The organism is Rhodococcus sp. 15-2388-1-1a (genome assembly GCF_002259145.1).
In the GTDB taxonomy this organism is placed as follows: Bacteria; Actinomycetota; Actinomycetes; order Mycobacteriales; family Mycobacteriaceae; genus Rhodococcoides.
In genome coordinates, this window is the sequence record NZ_NPFP01000048.1 from 75,070 (window position 1) to 101,542 (window position 26,473).

Genomic DNA, 26,473 nt, shown 5'->3' on the forward strand with positions numbered 1-26,473 from the left:
TGAGCCCGGGGCAGATCTTGAGACGGTTCGCGATGGTCGTGACGGCAACAGCTGTGCTCATCGCCGGGTGCGGCGGCGCGGAGGACGACGCCGCGGCGCCGGAGGACACCGCCCCGACCACCGCGGCCTACGAGCCCGGCCCCTTCTTCGGCGAATGCGGATCGATCACCGACGCCGAGGTGCAGTCCGCGTTCGGTGCAGGCCCGTTCGCGCAGATCACCCGAAATTCCGTCGGTTGCCAGTGGGAGACCACGGGGTTCGGCGGGCCCGGCGTCAGCTTCTCCTGGTACCGCGGTAGCCCCATCGGACGCGAACGCGCCGGTTCCGAGCTGATCGGCCGTCCGGCGAAAGACATCGACATCGACGGCAACCCCGGCTTCGAGGCCGAGCAGGACACTCTGTGCGAGATCGGCGTGCAGTTCGGCGACGACTTCTTCCACTGGTCGATCACGTACTCCCTCGGACCGGCCGCGCGCCCGCCGTGCGACGTCGGAAACGAACTCGCGACGCTGACAGTGGAGCGCAAGCAATGACGCGCACACGAGTGATCGCGGCGGCGTCGACCCTGTTGCTCGTTGCCGGGTGCGCCCAGACCGTCGAGGGGACCGCGAGACCGGCGAGCTTCGCAGGCTCCGGTGGCCAAGAATTCACCGAATTGTTGACCGAGTGCGACGCCGTCTCCGACGACCAGATCGCCGAGACCACCGGAGCCGACGCGATCGAGCGCGGCTTCTTCGGGGCCATCTGTCGGTGGGATCTCGTCGGCTCCGCGGGCACGGTGAAGGTGACGTTCAACTGGTTCGAGTCCGGCACTCTCGCAGCCGAGCGGGCCGCCGACGAGAAGATGATGTACACCGTCACCGACACAACGGTGCAGGGCCGCAAGGCAATCCAAGCTCAGCGTCCCGACGACTCCGCGTCGTGTGGAGTCTCGGCGGGTGCGGATCGGGACGGCATCTTCGGGTGGTGGGTGCAGTACCAGCCGGACGCCGCGCATCCCGATCCATGCCAGGCCGCGGCGAAGCTCGCCGATCTCACGCTCAACCTCAGTCGTTAGTTGCCTACCCACGCGAGGGGTGTTTTGACCCGAGGCGACGCCGCCGGGTATCGTTATGGGTCGTGTCCGGCCTGGCCGGAACGTTTGTGTGCCTATGCGAGGTACAGCCGTGCGCACGTTCGCTCGAAGAGCGCGCAACCGGCTGGACGTGTGGGGGTATGCGACACACCCGACCGCGGGGTGCAAGAGACCCGCGATAGCAGTACTGGAGCAGCAGCAGTACCGGGTGAGGAGCAGTGTTCTCTTGCTCCAACTGCTAGATCCCTGTTTATCGACACGAAGAAAGCCGGTTTATGCCAACGATCAACCAGCTGGTCCGTAAGGGACGCACCGACAAGGTCGCGAAACTGAAGACCGCTGCCCTCAAGGGCAGTCCCCAGCGCCGTGGCGTGTGCACTCGCGTGTACACCACCACCCCCAAGAAGCCGAACTCCGCTCTCCGTAAGGTCGCGCGTGTTCGCCTGACCTCCTCGGTCGAGGTCACCGCATACATCCCCGGTGAGGGTCACAACCTGCAGGAGCACTCGATGGTGCTCGTTCGCGGTGGTCGTGTGAAGGACCTCCCGGGTGTGCGTTACAAGATCATCCGCGGCTCGCTCGACACCCAGGGTGTCAAGAACCGCAAGCAGGCTCGTAGCCGCTACGGAGCCAAGAAGGAGAAGAGCTGATATGCCACGCAAGGGCCCAGCACCCAAGCGGCCGCTGATCAACGACCCGGTCTACGGATCGCCGTTGGTCACGCAGCTCGTCAACAAGATCCTTCTCGACGGCAAGAAGTCGACCGCAGAGCGCATCGTCTACCAGGCGCTCGAGCAGGCTCGCGAGAAGACCGGCACCGACCCCGTCGTCACGCTCAAGCGTGCACTCGACAACGTCAAGCCGGCCCTCGAGGTTCGCAGCCGTCGTGTCGGTGGCGCCACCTACCAGGTGCCCGTCGAGGTTCGTCCCGGCCGCTCCACCACGCTGGCACTGCGCTGGCTGGTCACGTTCTCGCGCGCTCGTCGTGAGAAGACCATGGTCGAGCGTCTGGCGAACGAGTTGCTCGACGCCAGCAACGGCCTCGGTGCCGCTGTGAAGCGTCGCGAGGACACTCACAAGATGGCCGAAGCCAACAAGGCGTTCGCTCACTACCGCTGGTGATCTCCTCGCTCGGGCGGCATTCGGAACTATCCGGTGCCGCCGGAGCGTTGATCAGCTCAGGCAATACCTCTTCCAACACCAAGGCGGGTTAACTCGTGGCACAGGACGTGCTGACCGACCTACTCAAGGTCCGCAACATCGGCATCATGGCCCACATCGATGCCGGCAAGACCACCACTACCGAACGCATCCTCTTCTACACCGGTATCTCCTACAAGATCGGTGAAGTTCACGATGGCGCAGCCACCATGGACTGGATGGAGCAGGAGCAGGAGCGTGGCATCACGATCACCTCTGCTGCCACGACGTGCTTCTGGAACGACAACCAGATCAACATCATCGACACCCCCGGTCACGTCGACTTCACCGTCGAGGTGGAGCGTTCGCTCCGCGTCCTCGACGGCGCAGTCGCAGTGTTCGACGGCAAAGAAGGTGTCGAGCCGCAGTCCGAGCAGGTCTGGCGTCAGGCCGACAAGTACGACGTGCCGCGCATCTGCTTCGTCAACAAGATGGACAAGCTCGGCGCGGACTTCTACTACACCGTGCAGACCATCATCGATCGTCTCGGTGCCAAGCCGCTGGTCATCCAGCTGCCCATCGGCGCAGAGAACGACTTCGAGGGCGTCATCGACCTCGTGCAGATGAAGGCTCTCGTGTGGAGTGGCGAGACCAAGCTCGGCGAGAAGTACGAGATCCAGGAGATCCCGGAAAACCTCAAGGAGCGCGCGGACGAGTACCGCACCATGCTGCTCGAGACCGTGGCCGAGTCCGACGAAGCGCTTCTGGAGAAGCACTTCGGCGGCGAAGAGCTCACGATCGACGAGATCAAGGGCGCCATCCGCAAGATGACGGTCAACAGCGAGCTGTACCCGATCCTGTGTGGATCCGCGTTCAAGAACAAGGGCGTTCAGCCCATGCTCGACGCGGTCATCGACTACCTCCCGTCTCCCCTCGACGTTGCCGAGACCATCGGACACGCCGTCGGCGACGAGGAGAAGGAGATCACTCGCAAGCCGTCCGCAGACGAGCCGTTCGCAGCTCTCGCGTTCAAGATCGCGACTCACCCCTTCTTCGGCAAGCTGACCTACGTCCGGGTGTACTCGGGCAAGGTCGACTCCGGCGCTCAGGTCATCAACTCGACCAAGGGCAAGAAGGAGCGTCTGGGCAAGCTGTTCCAGATGCACTCCAACAAGGAGAACGCGATCGCGACCGCATCTGCCGGTCACATCTACGCCGTCATCGGCCTCAAGGACACCACGACGGGTGACACGCTCTGCGATCCGCAGAACCAGATCATCCTCGAGTCCATGAGCTTCCCGGACCCGGTCATCCAGGTCTCGATCGAGCCGAAGACCAAGTCCGACCAGGAGAAGCTGGGAACAGCAATCCAGAAGCTCGCCGAAGAGGATCCCACCTTCTCGGTGAAGCTGGACGAGGACACCGGCCAGACCGTCATCGGCGGAATGGGCGAGCTGCACCTCGACATCCTCGTGGACCGCATGCGTCGCGAGTTCAAGGTCGAGGCCAACGTCGGCAAGCCGCAGGTCGCGTACCGCGAGACCATCCGCAAGACGGTCGAGAAGCACGACTACACCCACAAGAAGCAGACCGGTGGCTCCGGCCAGTTCGCGAAGGTCATCATCAAGCTCGAGCCTTTCGAGGGCGAAGACGGTGCGACCTACGAATTCGAGAACAAGGTCTCCGGTGGCCGTGTGCCCAGGGAGTACATCCCCTCGGTCGACGCCGGTGCGCAGGACGCCATGCAGTACGGTGTTCTCGCCGGATACCCCCTGGTCAACGTCAAGGTCACACTGCTCGACGGTGCGTACCACGACGTCGACTCGTCGGAAATGGCCTTCAAGGTCGCCGGCTCACAAGCGTTCAAGGAAGCCGCCCGCAAGGCCAGCCCCGTCATTCTCGAACCCGTCATGGCCGTCGAGGTCATCACGCCCGAGGATTACATGGGTGAGGTCATCGGCGACCTGAACTCCCGCCGTGGTCAGATTCAGGCCATGGAGGAGCGCAGCGGTGCCCGTATCGTCAAGGCACTGGTTCCGCTGTCGGAGATGTTCGGCTACATCGGAGACCTTCGGTCGAAGACACAGGGCCGCGCTAACTACTCCATGGTCTTCGATTCGTACGCAGAAGTTCCCGCGAACGTAGCGAAGGAAATCATCGCGAAGGTCAACGGAGAGTAATTCTCTTCGTTTGCTGGACCACGCTCGACCTGTAATAAGTAAGAACACATACGCGTGTCGGCCCCGTCGGGGTCCGCACAGATCAGTCCAGGAGGACACACAGTGGCGAAGGCGAAGTTCGATCGGACGAAGCCGCACGTCAACATCGGCACCATCGGTCACGTTGACCACGGTAAGACGACGCTGACGGCTGCAATCACCAAGGTTCTGCACGACAAGTTCCCGGACCTGAACGAGGCCTCGGCTTTCGATCAGATCGACAAGGCTCCGGAGGAGAAGGCTCGTGGTATCACGATCAACATCTCCCACGTCGAGTACCAGACCGAGAAGCGCCACTACGCGCACGTCGATGCACCGGGTCACGCCGACTACATCAAGAACATGATCACCGGCGCGGCACAGATGGACGGCGCAATCCTGGTCGTTGCAGCAACTGACGGCCCGATGCCGCAGACCCGCGAGCACGTGCTGCTCGCTCGCCAGGTCGGTGTTCCGTACATCCTGGTCGCACTGAACAAGGCCGACATGGTCGACGACGACGAGATCATCGAGCTCGTCGAGATGGAGGTCCGCGAGCTCCTCGCTTCGCAGGAGTTCGACGAGGACGCACCGGTCATCAAGGTCTCCGCACTCAAGGCACTCGAGGGTGACGAGAAGTGGGGCGAGTCGGTTCTGGAGCTCATGCAGGCCGTCGACGATTCCGTTCCGGATCCCGTCCGTGAGACCGACAAGCCGTTCCTCATGCCCGTCGAGGACGTCTTCACCATCACCGGCCGTGGCACCGTGGTCACCGGACGTATCGAGCGCGGCTCGGTCAACGTCAACGAAGAGGTCGAGATCGTCGGCATCCGCCCCGGCTCGACCAAGACCACCGTCACCGGAATCGAAATGTTCCGCAAGCTGCTCGACTCGGGTCAGGCAGGCGACAACGTCGGCCTCCTCGTTCGTGGCATCAAGCGCGAAGACGTCGAGCGTGGACAGGTCATCATCAAGCCCGGCACCACGACTCCCCACACGGAGTTCGAGGGCAACGCCTACATCCTCTCGAAGGACGAGGGCGGCCGCCACACGCCGTTCTTCAACAACTACCGCCCGCAGTTCTACTTCCGTACCACGGACGTTACGGGCGTCGTGACCCTTCCCGAGGGCACCGAGATGGTCATGCCCGGTGACAACACCGAGATGTCCGTCACGCTGATCCAGCCGGTCGCCATGGATGTCGGCCTGCGTTTCGCAATCCGTGAGGGCGGTCGTACCGTCGGAGCCGGTCGCGTCACGAAGATCATCAAGTGATCTAGTTCCACCAGCTGTACCTGAAGCGGCACTCACCCGAAAGGGTGGGTGCCGCTTTTGCGTGCGTGCGTGCGGCTCCGCCGCCCGCGTCAATGGACCTTTGCACCGCCCAGACGTATGCAATGGTCCATTCACGCAGGCTGAGGTGGCCACCCCCAGAGGGTGAATGGACCTTTGCACTGCCCAGACGTATGTAATGGTCCATTGACGCGGCCCGAGGTGGCGGCCGAAAAATGGGACGCATCGGGCGCGGCGGTCCCGTAACGTCGCTGCGGTGCTACTGACCGTGACTGCAAATGCCACAACCGATTTCCCGGACACCTCCGACATCGGGTATTTGTTGCACAAGCACCCCGATCGCGTGCAGAGCTGGAACCTGCCGATGGGCACCACCACCGTGCTGTATCCGGAAGTCTCGGCTCAGCGCACCACCGTCGCAGTCCTGTTGAACGACGGTGCCGCGTCCGGATTGGCCGTGGCCCTGTCGCGACTGTTCAAGCAGACACTGGCCGGTGTGTGCACCGGAAGGCCCGAATTAGTCTCTGCTGCAATGGATCTGACGATCTCGATGCCGGCCGCGCCGTCACGTGGTGCCGCTGATCTCGCGTCACGGATGTTCGGTCCGTTGGGCTGGACGGTAGACGCGACGCCCATTCCGCTCGATTCGAGGCAGCCGGAGTGGGGCAACTCCGAGTACATCGATCTGGTGTTGACCGGAACCTTCACGCTGTCGGCCGCGCTGCGGCACCTGTACGTCCTTCTTCCGGTCCTCGACGACGGGAAGCACTACTGGGTGGGCGAGGACGAGGCGGACAAACTCGTTCGAGCAGCAGGGGATTGGCTGGGAGATCACCCGGAGTCGGCACTGATCGCGTCCCGCTACCTGGCGCACCGCCGCGAACTGGTGGCCTCGGCGCTCGACCGACTGGTACCCGACGCGCCGCAGGACGACGCAGCCCCGCGAGATCCGACGCTGGCCGAACAGCGAGTACGCGCCGTCCTGTCGGCACTGACGGGTGCAGGCGCGAAGTCGGTGATCGACCTCGGTTGCGGTGAGGGTCGTTTGCTGCGAGAGCTGCTCGCGGACAGCACGTTCGATCGCATCGTCGGTGCCGACGTGAGTGATCGGGCACTCGCCAAGGCACACCGCCGGTTGCGTCTGGACGACATGGCGGATCGGCAGCGGACACGCATCGAACTGGTCCAGTCGTCCGCGACGTACCGCGACGTTCGGTTGCAGGGATTCGACGCGATGGTGCTCATGGAGGTCATCGAACACGTCGACCTCGATCGGCTTCCGGCGTTGGTGCGATCGGTGTTTCTTCAGGCCCGCCCGCGAACGGTTCTGGTCACGACACCCAACTCCGAGTACAACGTGCTGTATCCCGGCCTCGAACCGGGAGGCTTCCGTCACGTCGACCACCGATTCGAGTTCACCCGCTCGCAGTTCGAGCAGTGGGTTTCGTCGGTGGCACGTGATCACGCATATGAGGTGCGCGTCGAGGGAATCGGCCCCGTCGACGACATGCACGGCACCCCGACCCAGATGGCCGTCTTCACCCGAGAGGAGCAGTCCCGATGAGTACCTTCGACATTCCGGATCGGTCCCTCGTCGTACTCGTCGGCATCAGCGGCTCCGGCAAGTCGTCGTTCGCTGCGCGACACTTCGGTCCGTACGAGACGGTGTCCAGCGACGCGTGCCGGGGCATGGTGAGCAACGACCCCAATCTGCAGAGCGCAACCAAGGACGCGTTCGCGCTGTTGGAATTTCTCGTCGCAACCAGGCTTCGAGCCGGTCTGCTCACCGTCGTCGACGCCACCAATGTGCAACCTGCGGCGCGAAAGGCGTTGATCGCGTTGGCTCGCGAACACGATGTGCTGCCGGTCGCCGTCGTGCTCGATGTGCCGGAATCGGTATGTGCACAGCGCAATGCCGAGCGCACCGACAGGACGTTCGGTCGAGACGTGCTGCGTCGCCAGCAGTCCCAGTTGCAGCGCTCGATGCGGGGCCTGTCCAAGGAAGGTTTCCGCTCGGTCCATGTACTCGACGGTGTCGAGGAGGTGGCGTCGGCGACGTTCGTTCGTACCCCGCTGCGCAGTGATCGACGTGAGCTGACCGGACCGTTCGACGTCATCGGGGACATTCACGGCTGTCTCGTCGAGCTCGAAAGACTGCTCGCGACATTGGGTTACACGATCGAGCGGGACGAGGCCGGCCGCCCGGTCGGTGCGACGCCACCGGACGGACGAACGGCCGTGTTCGTCGGTGACTACATCGATAGGGGGCCCGACTCCGTCGGAGTACTCCGGCTGGTGATGGGAATGGTCGGTACCGGAGCAGCACTGGCGGTTCCGGGCAACCACGAGAACAAGCTCGTCAAGGCACTCCGCGGCCGGAAGGTCACTGCCTCGCACGGTCTGGCCGAAACTCTCGAACAGCTCGACGCCGAGACGGAACAGTTCCGCCGGGAGGTTCTCGAGTTCTGCGACGGCCTCGTCGCGCACCTCGTGCTCGACGGCGGCAAGCTCGTCGTCGCGCACGCCGGACTGATCGAGAAGTACCACAACCGGGCGTCGGGCAGGGTTCGAAGCTTTGCTCTGTACGGAGACACCACCGGCGAGACCGACGAGTTCGGCCTGCCGGTGCGGTATCCGTGGGCGCAGGACTATCGGGGCTCGGCGACGGTGCTCTACGGGCACACGCCGGTGCCGGAAGTGGAGTGGGAGAACAACACTGCGTGCCTCGATACGGGATGCGTCTTCGGTGGGAAGCTCACGGCGCTGCGCTATCCGGAGCGCGAGGTGGTGTCGGTTCCGGCCGAGAAGGTCTGGTACGAGCCTGCCCGCCCGATGGGTGCGTTCACGCGGGATGCGGCGTCGCTCGATCTGTCCGACGTGATCGGTCCGACCGGCGTCGAGACGTCGCTGCGGGGGCGCGTATCGATTCGGCCGGAGAATGCCGCGGGCGCATTGGAAGTGATGAGTCGGTTCGCGCTCGCTCCGCAGTGGCTGCACTATCTGCCGCCGACGATGGCCCCTAGTGGAACATCGGAGCGCGAGGGCTATCTCGAGTATCCGACGCAGGCGTTCGACGCGTATCGCGCGCTCGGTGCGTCGACGGTGATCTGCGAGGAGAAGCACATGGGCTCGCGGGTGGTCGTGGTGGTGTGTCGAGATGCAGGCACCGCTCGGGAGAAGTTCGATGCACCGGAGGGAGTGCTCGGCACCGCGTACACGCGGACGGGGCGTCCGGTGTTCGACGAGTCGCTCACCGGTGAGCTGATCACCGGGGTGTCCGACGCGATCGAGAAGGCCGGTGTGTGGGACGAGTTGGCCTCGAGCTGGCTGATTCTCGACTGCGAACTGCTGCCGTGGTCTGCCAAAGCGGAGGGCCTGATCAAGGCCGAGTACGCCGCCGTCGCTGCGGTGTCCCGGGCGAATCTCGGGGCCGAGGCGGCGGTGCTGGCATCGGCCGGATCGCGCGGTCTCGACGTGCAGGAGTTGCTGGAGCGGAACACCGTCAGGCAGAGCAATCTCGGCGAGTTCACCGATGCGTATCGGCGGTACGTCTGGCCGACGGACGGGCTCGACGGGGTTCGGATCGCGCCGTTTCAGGTGCTGGCGTCCAACGTCGAGACGTATGCGGATCGTCCGCACACATGGCACCTCGACGTTGCCGACCGACTGGTGGCAGCAGCTCCCGAGGTGTTCGCCACCACCCGTCGAATCGAGGTCGATCTGTCGACCCCGGATTCGGTTGCGGCAGGGGAGAAGTGGTGGGAGGAGTTGACGGCGCAGGGCGGCGAGGGCATGGTCGTCAAACCGTCAGCGAACGCTCCACGCGGAAAGATGCAGCCCGGCACGAAGGTTCGCGGTCGAGAGTATCTGCGGCTGATCTACGGTGCCGACTACACCGACCCGGATCGACTGACTGCACTGCGCAACCGAAACGTGGGACACAAGCAGTCGATGGCGCTACGCGAATACGCGCTGGGAATGGAGGCGCTGGATCGCTCGGTGCGCGGTGAGCCGCTCTACCGCATCCACCAGGCCGTGTTCGCCGTCCTGGCACTGGAATCCGAGCCCGTCGACCCGCGCCTGTAGGTGCCGAGGGCAGTGGTGTGGTTGTGTGCCCGCTGGGGCACATAACCACACCACTGCCGCAGGCACTAGAACGGACTGATGCCGGCGCTGATCGGTGCCGCGATTGCTGCAGCAACCGCGATCGATGCCCAGAATGTCGGCGAGTCCAGCATCAGGCCGCCCGCGAGACCACACACAGCGACGACGACGCCGGATCCGATCAGCAGGGCCGATCCCACAGCGGCGTGAACTCGGCCGCTTCGGTCCGAGACGGAACGCGCTTTGAGCCAGATCATCGTGCCGGTTGCGACGAACACCAGTGGGGCGTAGAAGAACACCGAACTGCCGCCGAGCTTCGAGGCGAAGGAGGCAAGGACCAGTACCGCTCCGAATGCGACGGGCACGGCGAGGGGCATGCCGCCGGACCATTTCCGGAACTTACTGCGCGTCGATGCAACCATGGCTTCACCGTACCGCCGGGACTGTTATCGACGTTTGTCCACATGCAATTGAATGCGGGTGGCGACGTGTGTACCGGCAAGGGATTCGGCCACGAAAGCGGCACGTGATTCGGCTCGGGCGGTGAAGTCGACGACATCGAAATCTGCTGCAGCATGGACCGACACAGCGACGGTGGGCAATCCTCGATCATCGATCGCCGTACCGCGGGCGCGTCGAACACCGGGGAACTGGGCCAACTCCGCGGCGACGCCCGATGCGATGGCACTCAGATCCACGTGTGCCGAGAAGTGCGGCTCCTCGATGACGCTTGCCGTTCCCGTCGTGCGCGGAGAGAAGTTGCCGATCAACAGGAGCAGTGCCATGACCACTGCGATGCAGACAACCACAGCCAGCGTCGGCACCCACCAGCCCTGTTCCGGTAGCGCCGACATTCGCGCGCGATCGAAGCGAGAGAGCATCTCTCGTGCCCACTGCACGTCGTAGTGCCAGGCGAGCGCGAAGCTACCTCCCGCGATCAATCCCAACCCGGCCACGATCGCGAGGAGTCGATCGACCCCGGCGACGAACGTCTTCATCACGACACCCTCGTCGGAGCTGCCACCGACTGCTTCACCGTCAGCCGTCGTCCGCCCGCGGCAACCGACAGTGTCGGAGCGAGTGCCTCGCGCACGGCGGCGTCGACGTTCTCGGCATCGACAGTCCCGTCCCGCTCGGCTCGCACCTCGATCTTCCTGCGCGTGACGACGGTGTGTGCATCCGCGACTCCGCGCGTGGACTGCGCTGCAGCACTGCACAATCGAGCGATGTCGGTCGGCGTGGCCCAGACGGTCGGTGCCGACTCGCCCAGTCCGGAATGCGTCTTCGTCCGCGGCTTGACCCCGATGAACACGAGGAACAACCCGACGAAGGCTGCTCCGATCGCGGCGGCCGTCATCCAACTCTGCCAGTGCAATCGGGCGATCCAGGACACAGCGTCGGCGATCCACGGGCTACCGCCGAGGTGGCCGCCGGCGATCAGGAATTCCCTGCCGGCCAAAAAGGCCACACCGAGGAGGGCGAACCCGAACAACAGTGCCACCGGCATCGCGGCCGGCCCGGCCGTGGGTGGACGAGGTGGGATGGCCTGCGTTGCTTCGGTATTCGGGGTGGACGAGAAACCGGTGTCCGGTGTGGTGTCCGATACCAGGACGTTCACCCGATGCACGTGCAGCCCCGTCATCGTCGCCAACGCGGCCTCGACGGTGGCGTGCACGGACTCGGTCACCTCGGTGATCTGCGACGGCCAGGTCACGCCGATGTAGAGGTTGACGGCGATCGTGTCCTCGCCGAGGGTGACGTCGGCGCGGGGGAGTTCGCGACCGGTCAGTCGCGAGAAGCCGCCGGTGGTGCGCGTGACCCGAGGATCCTTCAGTGCCGCCGCGATGGCGGTCCGTGAAATCGCCCGATCCTTGATCTCGACGCTGCCACGCATCTCGTGGTCGTTGTCGACCTCGTCGGATCCAGCCTGCGTCATCTCGAGAGAATCCTTTGCGCCTGTCGCGGCTCGCTGTGGTGCGGCACGCGCTCCCCAACTGTAGTGACGACCGCTGACGGATGACGTCACGAGAGTAATTGTTCCTGGCATACTGCGACCGTGTCGGAAATTGTGCGGGTGACCGCGTCGGATATTGCGTCGGCCGAGGAGCTGCTGGAGCCGGTCATGCGCCGGACCCCTGTGGTGGCCTCGCGCATTCTGTCGGATCTGACCGGCCACGAGGTGCGGCTCAAGTGCGAGAACCTGCAGCGCACCGGATCGTTCAAGCCGCGCGGGGCGTACAACCGCATCGCCCGGCTCGACGCCGACCAGCGCGCCCGCGGGGTCGTGGCGGCCAGCGCGGGCAATCACGCTCAGGGTGTGGCGTGGGCGGCGTCGCAGGTGGGGATCGACTCGACGGTGTTCATGCCGGTGGGAGTGTCGCTACCCAAGCTCGTCGCCACCAAGGCCTACGGCGCGACGGTACATCTGGTGGGCAACACGGTGGACGAGGCACTGAAGTCGGCGAGGGAATTCGCCGAACGTACCGGTGCCACCCTCATTCACCCGTTCGACCACCTCGACATCGTCGCGGGGCAGGCGACGTTGGGCACCGAACTGTTGCAGCAGATGCCGGATGTCGGCACCATCGTGATTCCCACCGGCGGCGGGGGACTGTTGGCCGGTGTCGCCGCCGCGGTCAAGCTGACCAAGCCCGATATCAGGATCGTCGGTGTGCAGGCCGAGGGCGCTGCCGCCTGGCCCGCATCACTGAAGGCGGGGCACCCGATCGCGCTGACGTCGATGTCGACGATGGCCGACGGCATTGCGATCGGCCTGCCCGGATCGGTGCCGTTCGATCACGTGCAGGGATGGGTCGACGACGTCGTCACCGTCAGTGAGGATGCGCTGTCGCGGGCGCTGGTGCTGTGCATCGAGCGCGCGAAACTCATCGTCGAGCCGGCAGGTGCGGCAGCGGTGGCCGCGCTGATGACGCATTCCGCGGACGAACTCGGACTGACCGGCTCGGTGTGCGCTGTTCTCTCCGGCGGAAACATCGACCCGCTGCTGCTCACGCACGTCATCACCCACGGTCTTCGAGCGGGTGGACGTTATCTCGCTGTACGCGTGACCATTTCGGACAAGCCGGGCGGACTCACCGGCGTACTCGGGGTGGTGCGCGATGCCGGAGCCAGCGTCGTGGACGTCGTCCACTCCCGTACCGGTGGACGCCTGGGCCTCGAGGAGGTCGACGTGATGTTGACCGTCGAGACCCGCGGACCCGACCACCGCGGTTCGGTGCTCGATGCCCTCGGCGCGGCCGGGTACGCCGTGCACGTGGAGAACTGATCTGCCGGTCGGCACAGCCGATTCAACGCCGCAGACTTCGACGGATCACCTGGCCGACATACGAACCTGCACTACGCATGTAGAAGAGCGCCGGTGTCCAATAACTTCGTCGGATCGCTGTGTTCACGGCCCGCTGCAGGTCTGCGTCGGTGACACCGGCATCGTGCATCGCGGCGAGTGAGGTTCGCAGGTAGCCGCGATCGCGGCTTCTCAGATCCATGCGAGCAACAGCGCGTATATCGATGGTGTCGGGGAAGGTCGTGCACTGTGCACCTGCGGCCGCGAGCCCGATCCGGGTGCGAACGCACTTGGCGCACCTGCCGCAGTTGAAGGCCCCGTCGAGGTTCTCCCAACAGACCCGCAGATGGTTCATCGCGGTTCGGTTCTCGCCGATGTAACGAATCTTGCCCAGACGGTGCAGATCGAGCTCGTGGTGCTCGAACGCGACTGTGCCGCTAGACCACAACGGGTCGAGATCAGGATGAGAGCCCCACGGTGTGAGTTCCTCGCGGCAGTTCGAGGACGGGATGATGACGGTGCGCAGGTGTTGCGACAACGCCAGACCGACGTGCGCCAACGCGGCGCCGTGAAAGTCGTACCCCCAGTCGAGAGGCAGCCGGTTTGCGAAGGCCGACCTCATCGTGGTCTTCACCTCGATCAACGGCTTGCCCAACTCCGCCGCCGACTCGCGGGCTCCGGCCAAGGCTCTGGCCGCCAGATTCTCGTCGTCGATGTCGATATCGAAACCGTGCACGAAGATCAGGTGAGTGATGCGGTCCGATTCCATGATTGCCGAGTAGAAGCTGTCGACGCCCCCGCTGAAGAAACAACCCACTCCCGTCGCGCCGGTGGCGACGCGGCCGGGTTCGGCCGAAATCGATACCTCACGAAAACGCTTGGGATACCAGTCGAGGAAGACCTTCTGAGCCCCGGACGCACCGCGAAGCGCCGTCGAATCCACCGGTCCGTCGAAAGTGATGTCCCAACCCTTGCGCATGCCGGCTGTCAGGAGCGGCGGAAGCCAGGGGGTGGCGGAATGGTCGAGCGGATAGTTCGACTCCGTCGTCACTCGTGTCTCGATGCCCGATGGGGTCGTTATCCGCGCGGTGATGCGTCCGGCTTCGATGCCTTCGACATGCACCGCCATCGGGCTGATCACGGTCAAGAGTGTGCCACAGCGAGAGTTGTCCAGGCCGGATTCGTCTCGCCCGGCCCGCTCGGACCAGACTGGTACCTTGATCAGCGACCTGGACCAGGACATCGGTGGGAGATATTTGCATGGCTCGGCTCGTCGCGATCGTCTCCGCAGTCCTGGGAATTCTGCTGACGATCGCGATACCGCTGTTGCCGATCGAGCAGCAGCAGTCCTCCCTGACGTGGCCGCAGTCGGACACGATCGCCAGTGTCGAGGCTCCGCTCGTCGCCTACACGCCGATCGACGTCGATGCGACGGTTCCGTGTGCTGCCGCGAATCTGTTGCCCGACGGCGGGCTGTTGGTGTCCACCTCGCCCAAGGGATCGCCCGACGCCTATCGCTACGGTCTCGTTGCCGAGGTCACGGGCGGTGAAGCATCGCAACTGAAGGTGACGTTGCGTGATTCCGTCCTGCTCGAGAAGCCGGTATCGGAACTGAGCCCTTCGACTGCGGGCGACTGTGCGTTGACGATCACCTCGAACGGCACCTCGACGACCGTCGGGCTGACCGGTGCCGAGACCACCACGCGCGAGGGTGATGTCCGACCACAGCTGGTCGGAGTCTTCAGCGATCTTCGAGGCAGCGTCGGCGGCCTGACACTGACCGCGCAGCTCGACAGTCGATTCTCGTCGACCCCGAGTGCGCTGAAGTGGTTCGCGATGATCGTCGGCGTACTCGCCACGGGCATCTCGCTGACAGCGCTGCACCGCCTCGACCTCTCCGACGGCCGACGTGCCCGACGCTTCCTCCCGCGTCGCTGGTGGACGTTCGGCGCTGCCGATGCGGTGGTGATCGGGACGCTGTTGGTGTGGCATCTGATCGGCGCGAACACCTCCGACGACGGCTACCAGCTGGGCATGGCGCGCACGGCCGATCACGCCGGGTACATGGCCAACTACTTCCGTTACTTCGGGGTGCCCGAGACACCGTTCGGGACGCCGCTGTACGACATGTTCGGACTCATGTCGCACGTCTCGACGGCCAGTGTGTGGATGCGTCTGCCGACGCTGATCTGCGCCGTCGTGGCGTGGCTCGTCATCAGTCGAGAGGTGATCCCGCGGTTCGGTGCGGCTGCTCGCGCTTCGAAGACCGCGCTCTGGACGGGCGGCCTGGTCCTGCTCGCGTTCTGGCTGCCGTACAACAACGGCCTGCGCCCGGAACCGTTCGTGGCGCTCGGGGTGCTGCTGACGTGGTGTTCGGTGGAGCGCTCGATCGCGACCCGCAGGTTGCTGCCCGCGGCCGCGGCGATACTCATCGCGGCGTTGACGGTCACCTGCGGCCCCTCCGGTTTCATCTGCTTCGCACCGCTGATCGCCGGGGCTCGGCCGGTGTTGCAGATCGTCGTCGCCCGCGCCCGAGAGTTCGGCAGTACCGCACTGGGCGCGCTGACACTGCTCGCCCCGCTGATCGCGTCGGGCACGGTGGTGCTGGTGTTCGCATTCGGCAACCAGACCGTGGCCGGCATGCTCGAGATGCAGCGGGTGCACAACGCGGCCGGACCGAGCCAGGCCTGGTTCGACGAGTACCTGCGCTACCAGTGGCTGATGAACATGGACATCGACGGCTCGCTCGCGCGCCGCTTCGGAGTGTTCGTGATGGTCGTTTCGCTGATCGCGGTGGTCGTCGCCATGCTGCGCAAGGGTGGCAAGATCCCGGGCACCGCCACGGGGCCGGCCCGCCGGATCGTCGGCATCACCGTCGGGGCGATGGCCTTGATGATGATCACCCCCACCAAGTGGACTCACCATTTCGGTGTCTTCGCCGGACTCGCCGCATCGGTTGCGGTACTGGCAGCCGTGGCGACCGGTGCGGCGGTACTGCGATCGCGGCGCAACCGACTCCTTTTCGCCGCGTCGGTCTCGTTTCTGCTGGCCGTCGCGTTCACCGGAACCAACGGCTACTGGTACGTCTCGGCGTGGGGAGTCCCGTTCTGGGACAAGCCGATCCTCGTTGCCGGTCTCGGCATCTCGACCATGTTCCTCGGCCTGACCCTGCTGCTGTTGCTCGCTGCCGTCTGGTTCCATCTCCGCGCGCCCTATGTGCGCGCCGACAAACCGATGGCGCGATGGTGGTCGGTGCCGCCGATCGCCGTCGGGGCGGCTCTGATGGTGCTGGTGGCCGTCGCGTCGATGGCCAAGGGTGCTGTGGCGCAATGGCCGTCGTACTCGGTCGCGAAATCGAATCTCTCGGCGCTGACCGGGGACACGTGCGGGCTCGCGAACGACGTGTTGCTCGAGACGGATCCCAATGCCGATGTGCTGCAACCGGTCAGCGGTGACGCCTTCGCCGCGCTCGGTGCAGAGAACGACGGGTTCACCCCCGATGGTGTGGCGGGCGACCTCACCGCCGACAAGGAATCCTCGGCGTCGGGTACCTCGAACACCGTCGACACCGACGAGCAGCAGCAGCCGACGTCGACCACCGGGGCAGGAACCGGCGGTAGCGCATTGCCGTTCGGCCTCGATCCGGCCACTGTGCCGGTGCTCGGTTCGTTCGGGTCCGATACTCCTGCCACGTTGACCACCGGCTGGTACGCGCTGCCTGCCGATCCCGGAGACCTGATCTCGATCGCCGCTGCCGGACGCATCCGTTCGGTGGATTCCGACGGCATCGTCACGTACGGCCAGAGCCTCGAACTCGAGTACGGAGTCGACGGACAGGCGCAGGGGCGCGTGACGCCGATCGACATCGGCCCGACGCCGTCGTGGCGCAACCTGCGAGTCCCGATGGACCAGATTCCCGCCGGTGCCAACACGATTCGCCTGGTGCTCTCCGATACCGATCGAGATTCCGATCAGTGGTTGGCGATCACCCCGCCCCGAGTTCCGCGTACCCAGACGTTGAACGAGGTCGTCGGCCGTGACGCTCCGGTGATGCTGGACTGGGAGGTCGGCTTCAACTTCCCCTGCCAGCGTCCGTTCGATCACCGCCTCGGGGTTGCCGAAGTTCCGCAGTACCGGGTGCTGCCGGATCGCAGCGGTGCCGTCATCACCAACGCGTGGCAGGACCACTTCGGCGGTGGGCCGCTCGGGTGGATCGACATCGTCGCCTCCGCCCGCACCATCCCGTCGTATCTGTCCGGCGACTGGGACCGCGACTGGGGGTCGATCGAGCAGTACATGCCGTACGACGAGTCGGCGCAGGCGGCGCAGATCACAGCCGAAGAGGTCGAGCGTTCGGGTCTGTGGACGCCCGGTCCGATCAAGACCGGTTAATCTCTACGCGTTCGGAAGTCCTAACACCGACCAGTAGAGAAACGGGGACAGGGCAATGGCGAACGCTATAGAAGTAGAGAACCTCGTACTTCGGTACGGCAAGAACGTCGCGCTCGACGGGATCGACTTCACCGTTCCCGAGGGCACGGTGCTGGGTGTGCTCGGTCCCAACGGTGCCGGAAAGACCACGGCAGTGCGTATTCTCGCCACCTTGCTACAAGCGACATCCGGGTCGGCCAGAATATTCGGGCTCGACGTCGCGACGCAGGCGAACGAGGTTCGCGGCACGATCGGACTGACCGGTCAGTTCGCGGCCGTGGACGAATACCTGACCGGGTACGAGAATCTCGAGATGGTCGGCCGACTGTTCGGCCTGCGCAAGGCGGAGGCCAAGAAGCGCGCCGACGAGCTACTCGTGCGCTTCGATCTGGAGTACGCACGCGATCGCACCGCCAAGCAGTACTCGGGCGGTATGCGTCGGCGACTCGACATCGCGGCCAGCCTGATCGGCCGACCACGGGTGGTGTTCCTCGACGAACCGACCACCGGACTCGATCCACGCAGCCGAATCACCATGTGGGAGTTCATCGCAGATCTCGTCCGAGACGGCACGACCATTCTGCTGACCACCCAGTACCTCGAGGAGGCCGACCGACTGGCCGATTCGATCATCGTGCTGAACAAGGGCAAGATCATCGCCCGCGGCACAGCGGACGAACTCAAGGCCCAAACCGGCGGCGAGCGAGTCGAATTCGTGCTGACCGATCGGTCCCAGGCGGATCGAGCGATGCAGATCCTCGCTCCGATCGGCGTCGAACCGCCCACGCTCGACGATCAGGTGGGCCGGATCGTCATGCCCGTCAACGGGGGATCGAAGGACCTGTCCACGGCGCTGGCCCAGCTGGAGGAAAACGGAATCGGAGTCGTCGACGTCGGTCTGCGGCGGCCGAATCTCGACGATGTGTTCCTGAGTCTGACCGGTCAGACCACCGGCGAACCCGAGGCTGCGGAGGAAGAGAAATGAGCAACGTTCTCCTGGATTCGGCAATCATCACCAAGCGAAACCTGATCAAACTCAAGCGAGTTCCCGATCTGCTGTTCTTCGCGACGCTGTCGCCGATCATGTTCGTCCTGCTGTTCGCGTACGTCTTCGGCAGTGCGATCGACGTGCCCGGTATCGACTACAAGAGCTTCCTGATGGGCGGCATCTTCGTCCAGACGATGATCTTCGGTGCCTCCATCACCGGGTCCTCGTTGGCCGAGGATCTGCAGAAGGGCGTGATGGACCGGTTCCGGTCGTTGCCGATGGCGAGATCGGCCGTCGTCATCGGACGCACGGCAGCCGACGTCGGCAACAACATCGTCACCATCACGATCATGTCGATCACCGGACTGATCGTGGGCTGGCGCATCACGTCCTCGTTCTTCGACGCACTGCTGGGCTATGTACTGCTGCTGTTGTTCGCGTACTCGATCTCGTGGGTGATGGCTCTGGTGGGACTGATCGTGCGTTCGCCGGAGATCTTCAACAACGCGTCGTTCATCGTGATCTTCCCGTTGACGTTCATCGCCAACACCTTCGTCCCCATCGACAATTTCCCCAGCGTGCTCAAGACGATCGCGGAGTGGAATCCGATCTCGTCGGTGACGTTGGCGGTGCGAGAGCAGTTCGGCAACACCAATCCGACGGCACCGCCGCCGGAGGTGTGGCCCCTGCAGAATCCCGTGCTGTACACCCTGATCTGGGTGGTGTTGATGCTCGTGGTGTTCGTGCCGCTGTCGGTACGCAAGTACCAGAAGACGATGACCGCCTGACATCCACGCAGACAAGCACCCCCGGTCGCTCGGCGACCGGGGGTGCTTCTTCGTCTTCGGTGAGAAGGCTTACGTGTGGTACGGCTCCGCGCTGACGAGCGTGACCTTCATGGTCTTGCCGTTGGGCAGCGTGTACTCGCGGGTGTCGCCGACCTTGGCGTCGATGAGCGATCCACCCAGCGGTGACGCGGGGGAGTACACCTCGAGCTTGTTGTCACGGGCACCCTCTTCGCGGGTGGCGATCAGGAACGTCTCGGTGTCGGACTCGTCGCCGTCGTAGTAGACCTTGACGACCGAGCCGGGCAGTGCGACACCGGACTGAGTGGGTGCCTCGCCGACCTTCGCGTTGTTGAGCAGTTCCTGCAGCTGACGGATACGTGCTTCCTGCTGGCCCTGCTCCTCGCGCGCAGCGTGGTAGCCGCCGTTCTCCTTCAGATCGCCCTCTTCGCGACGCTCGTTGATCTCGGCGGCGATGACGGGGCGATTGGAAATGAGCTGGTCGAGTTCGCTCTTGAGCCTGTCGTGTGATTCCTGGGTAAGCCAGGTCACCTGGGTCTCGGTCATCTCGATCACTCCCTCGTAGTCGGAATCTCGAGCTCGGATTCCGGTTTCTGAGCAGGTAGGGCACGCAACGAACAGGGGACTCCAATGGTTGGATCCCCTTGGTCGGCCCACATCCTGGAGCCGTCGTCATCGTTCGCAGGTGAACCCTGCCCGCAATGCAGCAATACACGGCACCTTCTGCGGTGGCCGTGTATGACCCGACCTTACCACGAACAGGCAGTTCGCCTATCGAGCTCGTAAATATTCGGGAACATCGAGGCTGCAGCCGTAGACGTCGCCGACGGCAGGGGCAGCCGACGTCGTCACCTCGGTGGTCATCTCCACGGTGGTGGACGCCGACTCCGGTGGGATGTACACCTCGCGCCTGCCGGTCTCGGAGCCGTCGCGCGAGCGAGCGCGGACGATGCACACGGCCGGTTGCTCGGGATCCTGCCGAGTGACACTGAAACGGATCGACATCGTGGAGTCGTCGACGATGTCGAACGAGAGCTGACTGCCTTCGATGGGTTTGACCGAGAATTTGCTGTACGCGTAGTAGGCCACGCCCAGCCCGACCAGCAGGACCAGGGCCACGAGTGCGATCTTCGTCGCACGTTTCGGGGCCTGCCGAATTCCGCTGGGACCGGAACCCGACGGGTATCTACCTGCGGGAAGTGCGTTGGTCATGGCCGCTCTCGGGATCGATTCGGGGGTGCCGCTGGGGGCCTGTCGGCGTCAGATGGAACTATAGGGGCAGGCAAGAATCAGGCGAATCCGAGGTGAGGAAGAACGTGTCCGGACTGCGGCTCATGGCAGTACATGCCCACCCCGACGACGAATCCAGCAAAGGCGCTGCGACAACGGCTCGCTACGCGGCCGAAGGACACGATGTTCTGGTCGTCACCCTCACCGGTGGCGAGCGGGGAGACATCCTCAATCCGGCGATGGACATTCCGGGGGTGCACGAGCGCATCCACGAGGTTCGGCGTGAGGAGATGGCCGAGGCCGCTCGCGTTCTCGGCGTGCAGCAGACCTGGCTCGGTTTCGAGGACTCGGGGTTGCCCGAGGGCGATCCGCTCCCGCCTCTTCCCGACGGCTGTTTCGCGTTGGTCCCGTTGGAGGTCTCCACCGAGGCGCTGGTGAAGGTGGTGCGCGAGTTCAAGCCGCACGTCATCACCACGTACGACGAACGTGGCGGCTACCCGCACCCGGACCACATCCGGTGCCACGAGGTGTCGATGGCGGCATGGGAGGCAGCGGGGGATCCCGAGCGCTTCCCCGACGCCGGTGAGCCCTGGACTCCGCTCAAGCTCTACTACTCGCACGGCTTCATTCGTAAGCGCATGCAGCTCTTTCACGATTGGTTCATCGACCGCGGCGAGGAAAGCCCGTTCGTCGACTGGCTGAAGCGATGGGACGGCCAACGCGACGAGATCATCGGCCGCATCACCACTCAGGTGACCGTCGGCGACTGGTTCGAGCAGCGCGACGACGCACTCCGAGCGCACGCGACGCAGATCGATCCCAACGGGTCCTTCTTCGCCGTTCCGCTGGACGTCCAGCGGAAGTTGTGGCCCACCGAGGAGTTCGAGCTGGCCCGCACTCGGGTCACGACGTCGCTGCCCGAGACGGACCTGTTCGCCGGAATAGAAGAGACCGACAAATGATCGTTTCGATCCTCGCCCAGCAGCCCACCGGTCCCGAATTCGGCAAGTCCTCGCCGATCGGTCTGGTGATCCTGGTCGCGCTGCTGGTCGGAACGGCGCTGCTGATCTGGTCCATGAACAAGAAGATCAAGCGTCTGCCCGCCACGTTCGAGAAAGAGGATCCGACGTTGGACCAGGCCCTCGACGAGGGCACCGATCGGGGCGGGATAGCGGATCCGCTTCCACCGGGACAGACTCGACCGAAACCCGCCGTTTCCGACGAGCCCTGATGCTCGACGCCAATGCCCTGGGTGAGTCCACCAGCCCGTATCTGAGGCAGCACGCGGACAACCCGGTGCACTGGCAGCAGTGGGGACCGCAGGCTCTGCAGTCCGCCCGCGATCGCGATGTTCCGATCCTGCTGTCGATCGGGTACTCGGCGTGCCATTGGTGCCATGTCATGGCCCACGAGTCGTTCGAGGACGAGGCGACCGCGGCACTGATGAACGAGCACTTCGTGTGCATCAAGGTCGATCGCGAGGAACGACCCGACCTCGATTCGGTGTACATGAACGCCACCGTCGCGATGACCGGCCACGGCGGCTGGCCGATGACGTGTTTCCTGACGCCCGACACCGAACCCTTCTACTGTGGTACCTACTACCCGCCGGCCCCGCGGCAGGGAATGCCGTCGTTCCAGCAGTTGCTCACCGCGATCGCCGACACCTGGTCGACGCGGCGCCAGGAGGTGTTCGACGCCTCCGCCGACATCGTCACCGAACTGCGCAAGCACAGCGCAGGCGTGCCCGCGGGCGGGCGCCCGATCGACGCCGACTCACTGGCGGCCTCGGTCTCTGCGATCTGCGCCGACGAGGACACCACATACGGCGGCTTCGGCCGGGCACCGAAGTTCCCGCCCGGTGCATTGCTCGAAGGTCTGCTCCGGCACTACGAGCGCACCGGCGACACCGAGGTCCTCGGTGTTGTTCGCCGTACCGCGTCGGCGATGGCGCGCGGGGGCATGTACGACCAGCTGGGCGGGGGATTCGCGCGCTACTCCGTCGATGCCGAGTGGATCGTCCCGCACTTCGAGAAGATGCTCTACGACAACGCTCTGCTGTTGCGGTTCTACGCGCACGCCGCCCGGGTCGACGACGATGCGCTCGCCCGGCGGGTGGCGTCGGACACCGCGGAGTTCATGCTTCGCGAATTACGCACGGAGAACGGCTGTTTCGCGGCGGCACTCGATGCCGACACCGAAGGCGTCGAGGGTCTGACCTATGCGTGGACGCCGGAGCAACTGACCGAGACACTCGGCTTCGAGGACGGTGTCTGGGCAGCCGGGTTGTTCGCGGTCGACTCGGCAGGCACGTTCGAGGGCGGCATGTCGGTACTGCAGCTGCCCGCCGAACCCGAGGACTACGAGCGGTTCGCCCGGGTGCGCAGCACGTTGTCGGCCGCTCGCGCGACGCGGCCGCAACCCGGCCGCGACGACAAGGTCGTCACCGCGTGGAACGGCTTGGCGATCACCGCACTGGTCGAGGCCGGTACCGGGCTCGGGCAACCGCGATGGGTCGACGCGGCAGTCGAATGCGGCGAGCAGCTCTTCGCCACACACGTCGAGTCGGGGCGGGTACGGCGCGCCTCACTCGGCAGTGCAGTCGGTGAGGCCACCGGAGTGCTCGAGGACTACGCGTGCCTGGCCGTCGCCGCGGCCGCGCTGTTCCAGGCCACCGGAGACACGGTCTGGATCGAGCGCATGACGTCGATCGTCGATGCGGCGATCGACCACTTCGCCGACCCCAACGACGTCGGCGGGTGGTTCGACACCGCCGACGATGCCGAGACTCTCGTGACCCGGCCTCGTGACCCGATCGACGGGGCCACCCCGTCGGGCGCATCCACGATGGCCGAGGCGCTGCTCACCGCAGCCGCGTTGGTCGATCACAGTTCCTCGGCGCGCTACGGCGAATTCGCGGCCGCGTCGTTGGCGCGGTCGGCCTCGATTCTCGAACGAGCGCCCAGGTCCGGTGGGCACTGGCTGGCCGTCGCAGAAGCGTCCGTTCGTGGCCCGATTCAGGTCGCGGTGTCGACGGCACCCGGCGGTGACCTGCTCTCGACCGTGCGGGCACTGGCTCCGGGTGGTTCGGTGGTGGTGGCAGGCGTGACGGATTCGTCGGTGCTGCTGATGGACCGTCCACCCGTCGACGGGCTCGAGACGGCATACGTGTGTCGTGGCTTCGTGTGCGACCGTCCTGTGACCTCTGCCGAAGAATTGCCGTTCGTATTGCAGAGGTGACCACGCTCGTCGATGCTTCGACGGAAGAACAGTACTGTGGCCGGGAGTTTCCTCGGCCTGGGGTGGTCGAACGTCTAGCAATGGATCGACGGTGTCATGAGTGAAGGTGTCATGAATGAGGGTGCGGTGCGTGCAGGCACCGTGCGCGAGGCGGTGACCGACGCGCAGCGCGCTGCGGTCGCCGATTTCGTGGCCGCGGTGCCGATGGCGGCCATGGTGCATTCGTTGCACTACGAGGTGGTCGGGGCCAACATCCTCTGCGAGGGCGTGCTGGGGTGCACCGTGGACGAGATGGTGGGTCGCCCGGTGGCAGATTTCGTGCCGCTCGGGGATCGCGCGTCGGCGACGCGCATGGCGGTCCAGCTCGAGCAGCGCTACCCCGCCGCGGGCTCAACCGAACACGGTCGACCGATCGGAGCTCTGCGTCGAGTGCGACGCGGCGACGGGGAGGTCGTCTCGTGCTGGATGCATGTCGGGCTCTCGACGATCGCCGGGCGACGGTTCATCGTCGCACTGCTGGACCTGGTCAATCCCGTCGCCGACGACACCGTTCACTGGCGCGATCGCGCCGAGCGCGACGAACTGACCGGATTGCTGCGACGAGGTGCCCTGCTCGCCCACGTCGACGAATGGATTCTCGCGGACCTGCCGGTTGCCCTGGCCTTCGTCGACGTCGATCGGTTGAAGTCGATCAACGACGCGCACGGTCACCCGGCAGGTGACGCGATGCTCGAGGCAGCGGGACGGCGACTGCAGCAGTGGTCGCCGCGCGGGAGCGTCGTCGGTCGATACGCGGGGGACGAGTTCGTGTTCGCGGTGACGTTCGACCGGCCGAAGGGGCTCGACAGCACCGAACTCACGGAATCGGTGCGGTCGGCGATCTGCGGCGAGCCGGTGCCGTTCGGATCGAATCTGCTCGAGGTGTCGGTGAGCGTGGGCGTTGCGGTGCGTGAGCCGGGGGAGTCGAGAGACCGGCTGATTCAGCGCGCCGACGCGCTGATGTATCGAGACAAGGCAGCCCGAAGCAGCTGAGGGCGATCAGAACAGGACGAGCCACACGGCAACGAGGTGGCAGGTTGCCGCCAATACCGTTGCTGCGTGGAAGAACTCGTGGTGGCCGAAGGTCGTCGGCCACGGATTGGGCCACTTGGTGGCATACAGCACGGCCCCGACGCTGTAGAACACACCGCCCACGAGCAGCAACAGAAACGGTGCGTAGCCGACGTGGTCGATCAGCGTGGGTGCGACCGGGACGATCGCCCAGCCGAGGAGCAGGTACAGCGGTACCCCGACCCATCGGGGAGCGGTGGGCCACAACATCTTCAGGGCCACCCCGGCGAGGGCCCCGATCCACACGACGACGAGCAACGTGCGTCCGGTCGAGGCGGGTAGACCCAGCACGGCGAACGGGGTGTAACTACCTGCGATGAACAGGAAGATCATCGAATGATCGGCGCGCTTCATCCAGATCTGCGACGCGGTGGTCTTCCAGTGCACGCGATGGTAGGTGGCACTGACCCCGAACACTCCGCAGACGGTGATCGAATACACGCTCACGGCCACACCCGCACTGACCGAGACCATGCTGAACGCGAGTGTGACGAGAGTGATCGCGCACACCACCGCCACGCCGAACGCGTACAGGTGAATCCAGCCGCGCATTCGAGGTTTGACGGGTATCTCGTCGAGTCCGAACATCGTCATGACGATTGCCTCCCGTGCCGCCGCGTGAACCTACGCCACCGTAGGTTCTGACGCTACTGTACCGGCGACCGGCTCGCAGACGTCGGCGTAAGGTGATCCTTCGTGGTGATGAGAGCAGCGGTGACGAAGCAGTGGTGATCATTCCGCAGAAGGTCCGCGGCGTTCTCTACAACGTGTACGAGCGGCGTCTGCTGAGCCAACTCGAAGGGGTTCAGCACCCGCGGCACGTGGCAGTGATGTGCGACGGCAATCGCCGCTGGGCGCGCGAGAACGGGTTCACCGACGTCGCGCACGGGCACCGTATGGGCGCACTGAAGATCGCCGAGATGCTCGGCTGGTGCGATGCCGCCGGAATCGAGATGGCCACCATCTACCTGCTCTCCACCGAGAACCTCCGCCGAGACGCGGACGAATTGGATTCGTTGCTCGACATCATCACCGACGTCGTCGAGGAGATCTGCGGACCCGAGATGAACTGGGGCGTCAAACTCGTCGGCACCCTCGATCTGCTGCCCGCGTCGACCGCGCGTCGACTCAAAGAAGCGGCTGCGCTCACCGAGGGACGGTCGGGAACGCACGTCAACGTCGCCGTCGGATACGGCGGGCGGCAGGAAATCGCCGACGCCGTCCAGTCCCTGGTGACCGAGAAGATCGCCGAGGGCGTCAGCGGCGACGAACTCGTGGCCTCGATCAACGTCGACGAGATCGGTAGTCACCTCTACACCTCCGGCCAACCCGACCCGGATCTGGTGATCCGCACCTCGGGCGAACAGCGACTCTCCGGCTTCCTGCTGTGGCAGAGCGCGTACTCGGAAATCTGGTTCACCGAGGCCTACTGGCCCGAATTCCGACGCGTCGACTTCCTGCGCGCACTCCGTGACTTCGCGGCCAGGCACCGACGCTTCGGTATCTGACGTACACGGAACTTCTCGACCTGCCACGAAGTTCCACTCACGACCC

General features: G+C 64.9%; 24 protein-coding genes. 17 read left to right on the forward strand and 7 right to left on the reverse strand.

Annotation, left to right across the window (positions count from 1 at the left end):
* Positions 1–32 precede the first annotated feature (32 nt).
* The 8 genes from CH302_RS26910 to CH302_RS26945 all read left to right on the forward strand — a co-directional run bounded on the left by CH302_RS26910 (position 33) and on the right by CH302_RS26945 (position 9,792).
* A complete protein-coding gene (locus tag CH302_RS26910) occupies positions 33–533 on the forward strand; it encodes a DUF3558 domain-containing protein (RefSeq protein ID WP_037191645.1) in 501 nt (166 codons plus the stop codon).
* Positions 530–1,057 (forward strand): DUF3558 domain-containing protein, encoded by a 528-nt coding sequence (locus tag CH302_RS26915; protein WP_037191356.1) that lies wholly within the window; start codon positions 530–532, stop codon positions 1,055–1,057. The genes CH302_RS26910 and CH302_RS26915 overlap by 4 nt, the downstream gene beginning before the upstream one ends.
* 293 nt (positions 1,058–1,350) lie before the next feature.
* Positions 1,351–1,725 carry a 30S ribosomal protein S12 gene (gene rpsL / locus CH302_RS26920; protein WP_008714048.1) on the forward strand — a complete coding sequence of 125 codons (375 nt, stop codon included), beginning with the start codon at positions 1,351–1,353 and terminating at the stop codon, positions 1,723–1,725.
* A 1-nt stretch (position 1,726) separates the two neighbouring features.
* The gene (rpsG, locus tag CH302_RS26925) at positions 1,727–2,197 is read left to right on the forward strand and encodes a 30S ribosomal protein S7 (protein WP_003941856.1); all 471 of its coding nucleotides are present in this window, start codon (positions 1,727–1,729) and stop codon (positions 2,195–2,197) included.
* 95 nt (positions 2,198–2,292) lie between these two features.
* Positions 2,293–4,395 carry an elongation factor G gene (gene fusA / locus CH302_RS26930; RefSeq protein ID WP_037191357.1) on the forward strand — a complete coding sequence of 701 codons (2,103 nt, stop codon included), beginning with the start codon at positions 2,293–2,295 and terminating at the stop codon, positions 4,393–4,395.
* A gap of 102 nt (positions 4,396–4,497) precedes the next feature.
* Positions 4,498–5,688, forward strand: coding sequence for an elongation factor Tu (gene tuf / locus CH302_RS26935; protein ID WP_008714056.1), 1,191 nt, complete (start codon positions 4,498–4,500; stop codon positions 5,686–5,688).
* Positions 5,689–5,974: 286 nt separating this feature from the next.
* Positions 5,975–7,270 (forward strand): 3' terminal RNA ribose 2'-O-methyltransferase Hen1, encoded by a 1,296-nt coding sequence (locus CH302_RS26940; protein WP_230596290.1) that lies wholly within the window; start codon positions 5,975–5,977, stop codon positions 7,268–7,270.
* Positions 7,267–9,792, forward strand: a complete 2,526-nt coding sequence (locus CH302_RS26945) for a polynucleotide kinase-phosphatase (protein WP_037191361.1) — start codon at positions 7,267–7,269, stop codon at positions 9,790–9,792. Before CH302_RS26940 ends, CH302_RS26945 begins: the two co-directional genes overlap by 4 nt.
* Positions 9,793–9,857: 65 nt before the next feature.
* On the opposite strand, the gene CH302_RS26950 is transcribed toward CH302_RS26945, so the two are convergent.
* Genes CH302_RS26950 through CH302_RS26960 form a run of 3 tightly spaced genes read right to left on the reverse strand, consistent with a single transcriptional unit; the run spans position 9,858 to position 11,746 of the window.
* Positions 9,858–10,232 (reverse strand): hypothetical protein, encoded by a 375-nt coding sequence (locus tag CH302_RS26950; RefSeq protein ID WP_141216740.1) that lies wholly within the window; start codon positions 10,230–10,232, stop codon positions 9,858–9,860.
* Between the two features lie 24 nt (positions 10,233–10,256).
* Positions 10,257–10,808, reverse strand: coding sequence for a hypothetical protein (locus tag CH302_RS26955; RefSeq protein ID WP_037191365.1), 552 nt, complete (start codon positions 10,806–10,808; stop codon positions 10,257–10,259).
* Positions 10,808–11,746 (reverse strand): DUF6286 domain-containing Asp23/Gls24 family envelope stress response protein, encoded by a 939-nt coding sequence (locus CH302_RS26960; RefSeq protein WP_037191367.1) that lies wholly within the window; start codon positions 11,744–11,746, stop codon positions 10,808–10,810. The genes CH302_RS26955 and CH302_RS26960 overlap by 1 nt, the downstream gene beginning before the upstream one ends.
* Before the next feature lie 186 nt (positions 11,747–11,932).
* On the opposite strand from CH302_RS26960, the gene ilvA reads away from it, so the two are divergent.
* Entirely contained in the window at positions 11,933–13,096 is a 1,164-nt protein-coding gene (ilvA, locus tag CH302_RS26965; protein ID WP_217903136.1) for a threonine ammonia-lyase, read from the forward strand.
* A gap of 22 nt (positions 13,097–13,118) precedes the next feature.
* Here the strand turns inward: ilvA and CH302_RS26970 are convergent, their stop codons facing one another.
* The gene (locus CH302_RS26970) at positions 13,119–14,255 is read right to left on the reverse strand and encodes a hypothetical protein (protein WP_176460788.1); all 1,137 of its coding nucleotides are present in this window, start codon (positions 14,253–14,255) and stop codon (positions 13,119–13,121) included.
* 119 nt (positions 14,256–14,374) lie between these two features.
* On the opposite strand from CH302_RS26970, the gene CH302_RS26975 reads away from it, so the two are divergent.
* From CH302_RS26975 to CH302_RS26985, 3 genes are read left to right on the forward strand one after another with little or no spacing between them, the layout of a single operon-like run.
* Positions 14,375–17,506, forward strand: a complete 3,132-nt coding sequence (locus CH302_RS26975; protein ID WP_037191371.1) for an arabinosyltransferase domain-containing protein — start codon at positions 14,375–14,377, stop codon at positions 17,504–17,506.
* A 55-nt stretch (positions 17,507–17,561) separates the two neighbouring features.
* Positions 17,562–18,530 carry a daunorubicin resistance protein DrrA family ABC transporter ATP-binding protein gene (locus CH302_RS26980; RefSeq protein WP_037191373.1) on the forward strand — a complete coding sequence of 323 codons (969 nt, stop codon included), beginning with the start codon at positions 17,562–17,564 and terminating at the stop codon, positions 18,528–18,530.
* Positions 18,527–19,321, forward strand: coding sequence for an ABC transporter permease (locus CH302_RS26985; RefSeq protein ID WP_037191376.1), 795 nt, complete (start codon positions 18,527–18,529; stop codon positions 19,319–19,321). Before CH302_RS26980 ends, CH302_RS26985 begins: the two co-directional genes overlap by 4 nt.
* 69 nt (positions 19,322–19,390) lie before the next feature.
* Here CH302_RS26985 and greA read toward each other — a convergent pair whose 3' ends face one another.
* Together greA and CH302_RS26995 are read right to left on the reverse strand one after the other, a co-directional pair.
* Positions 19,391–19,885, reverse strand: a complete 495-nt coding sequence (gene greA / locus CH302_RS26990) for a transcription elongation factor GreA (protein WP_032394210.1) — start codon at positions 19,883–19,885, stop codon at positions 19,391–19,393.
* Positions 19,886–20,110: 225 nt separating this feature from the next.
* Entirely contained in the window at positions 20,111–20,551 is a 441-nt protein-coding gene (locus CH302_RS26995; protein WP_037191378.1) for a DUF4307 domain-containing protein, read from the reverse strand.
* Between the two features lie 104 nt (positions 20,552–20,655).
* Between CH302_RS26995 and mca the strand changes: the two genes are divergently transcribed.
* The 4 genes from mca (at position 20,656) to CH302_RS27015 (ending at position 24,841) form a co-directional block, all read left to right on the forward strand.
* Positions 20,656–21,531 carry a mycothiol conjugate amidase Mca gene (gene mca / locus CH302_RS27000; RefSeq protein ID WP_176460389.1) on the forward strand — a complete coding sequence of 292 codons (876 nt, stop codon included), beginning with the start codon at positions 20,656–20,658 and terminating at the stop codon, positions 21,529–21,531.
* Positions 21,528–21,800, forward strand: coding sequence for a hypothetical protein (locus CH302_RS27005; protein ID WP_037191381.1), 273 nt, complete (start codon positions 21,528–21,530; stop codon positions 21,798–21,800). The genes mca and CH302_RS27005 overlap by 4 nt, the downstream gene beginning before the upstream one ends.
* A complete protein-coding gene (locus tag CH302_RS27010) occupies positions 21,800–23,809 on the forward strand; it encodes a thioredoxin domain-containing protein (protein ID WP_037191383.1) in 2,010 nt (669 codons plus the stop codon). The genes CH302_RS27005 and CH302_RS27010 overlap by 1 nt, the downstream gene beginning before the upstream one ends.
* A 111-nt stretch (positions 23,810–23,920) precedes the next feature.
* A complete protein-coding gene (locus CH302_RS27015; RefSeq protein WP_037191385.1) occupies positions 23,921–24,841 on the forward strand; it encodes a sensor domain-containing diguanylate cyclase in 921 nt (306 codons plus the stop codon).
* 6 nt (positions 24,842–24,847) lie between these two features.
* Here CH302_RS27015 and trhA read toward each other — a convergent pair whose 3' ends face one another.
* Positions 24,848–25,513, reverse strand: a complete 666-nt coding sequence (gene trhA, locus CH302_RS27020; protein ID WP_037191387.1) for a PAQR family membrane homeostasis protein TrhA — start codon at positions 25,511–25,513, stop codon at positions 24,848–24,850.
* Between the two features lie 131 nt (positions 25,514–25,644).
* Between trhA and CH302_RS27025 the strand changes: the two genes are divergently transcribed.
* On the forward strand, positions 25,645–26,427 hold the full coding sequence (locus CH302_RS27025; protein WP_037191390.1) for an isoprenyl transferase: 783 nt from the start codon (positions 25,645–25,647) through the stop codon (positions 26,425–26,427).
* Positions 26,428–26,473: the final 46 nt, after the last annotated feature.

Excerpts from the sequence above, each read along its gene's own strand:
- CH302_RS27005 (WP_037191381.1), top strand. The coding sequence starts at position 21,528 with ATGATCGTTTCGATCCTCGCCCAGCAGCCCACCGGTCCCGAATTCGGC.
- greA (WP_032394210.1), bottom strand. The coding sequence starts at position 19,885 with ATGACCGAGACCCAGGTGACCTGGCTTACCCAGGAATCACACGACAGG.
- CH302_RS26995 (WP_037191378.1), bottom strand. The coding sequence starts at position 20,551 with ATGACCAACGCACTTCCCGCAGGTAGATACCCGTCGGGTTCCGGTCCC.
- CH302_RS26960 (WP_037191367.1), bottom strand. The coding sequence starts at position 11,746 with ATGACGCAGGCTGGATCCGACGAGGTCGACAACGACCACGAGATGCGT.
- CH302_RS27015 (WP_037191385.1), top strand. The coding sequence starts at position 23,921 with ATGAATGAGGGTGCGGTGCGTGCAGGCACCGTGCGCGAGGCGGTGACC.
- CH302_RS26980 (WP_037191373.1), top strand. The coding sequence starts at position 17,562 with ATGGCGAACGCTATAGAAGTAGAGAACCTCGTACTTCGGTACGGCAAG.
- CH302_RS26945 (WP_037191361.1), top strand. The coding sequence starts at position 7,267 with ATGAGTACCTTCGACATTCCGGATCGGTCCCTCGTCGTACTCGTCGGC.
- CH302_RS27010 (WP_037191383.1), top strand. The coding sequence starts at position 21,800 with ATGCTCGACGCCAATGCCCTGGGTGAGTCCACCAGCCCGTATCTGAGG.
- CH302_RS26915 (WP_037191356.1), top strand. The coding sequence starts at position 530 with ATGACGCGCACACGAGTGATCGCGGCGGCGTCGACCCTGTTGCTCGTT.
- CH302_RS26985 (WP_037191376.1), top strand. The coding sequence starts at position 18,527 with ATGAGCAACGTTCTCCTGGATTCGGCAATCATCACCAAGCGAAACCTG.
- ilvA (WP_217903136.1), top strand. The coding sequence starts at position 11,933 with ATGCGCCGGACCCCTGTGGTGGCCTCGCGCATTCTGTCGGATCTGACC.
- CH302_RS26910 (WP_037191645.1), top strand. The coding sequence starts at position 33 with ATGGTCGTGACGGCAACAGCTGTGCTCATCGCCGGGTGCGGCGGCGCG.
- CH302_RS26950 (WP_141216740.1), bottom strand. The coding sequence starts at position 10,232 with ATGGTTGCATCGACGCGCAGTAAGTTCCGGAAATGGTCCGGCGGCATG.
- trhA (WP_037191387.1), bottom strand. The coding sequence starts at position 25,513 with ATGACGATGTTCGGACTCGACGAGATACCCGTCAAACCTCGAATGCGC.
- rpsL (WP_008714048.1), top strand. The coding sequence starts at position 1,351 with ATGCCAACGATCAACCAGCTGGTCCGTAAGGGACGCACCGACAAGGTC.
- CH302_RS26955 (WP_037191365.1), bottom strand. The coding sequence starts at position 10,808 with ATGAAGACGTTCGTCGCCGGGGTCGATCGACTCCTCGCGATCGTGGCC.
- rpsG (WP_003941856.1), top strand. The coding sequence starts at position 1,727 with ATGCCACGCAAGGGCCCAGCACCCAAGCGGCCGCTGATCAACGACCCG.
- CH302_RS26975 (WP_037191371.1), top strand. The coding sequence starts at position 14,375 with ATGGCTCGGCTCGTCGCGATCGTCTCCGCAGTCCTGGGAATTCTGCTG.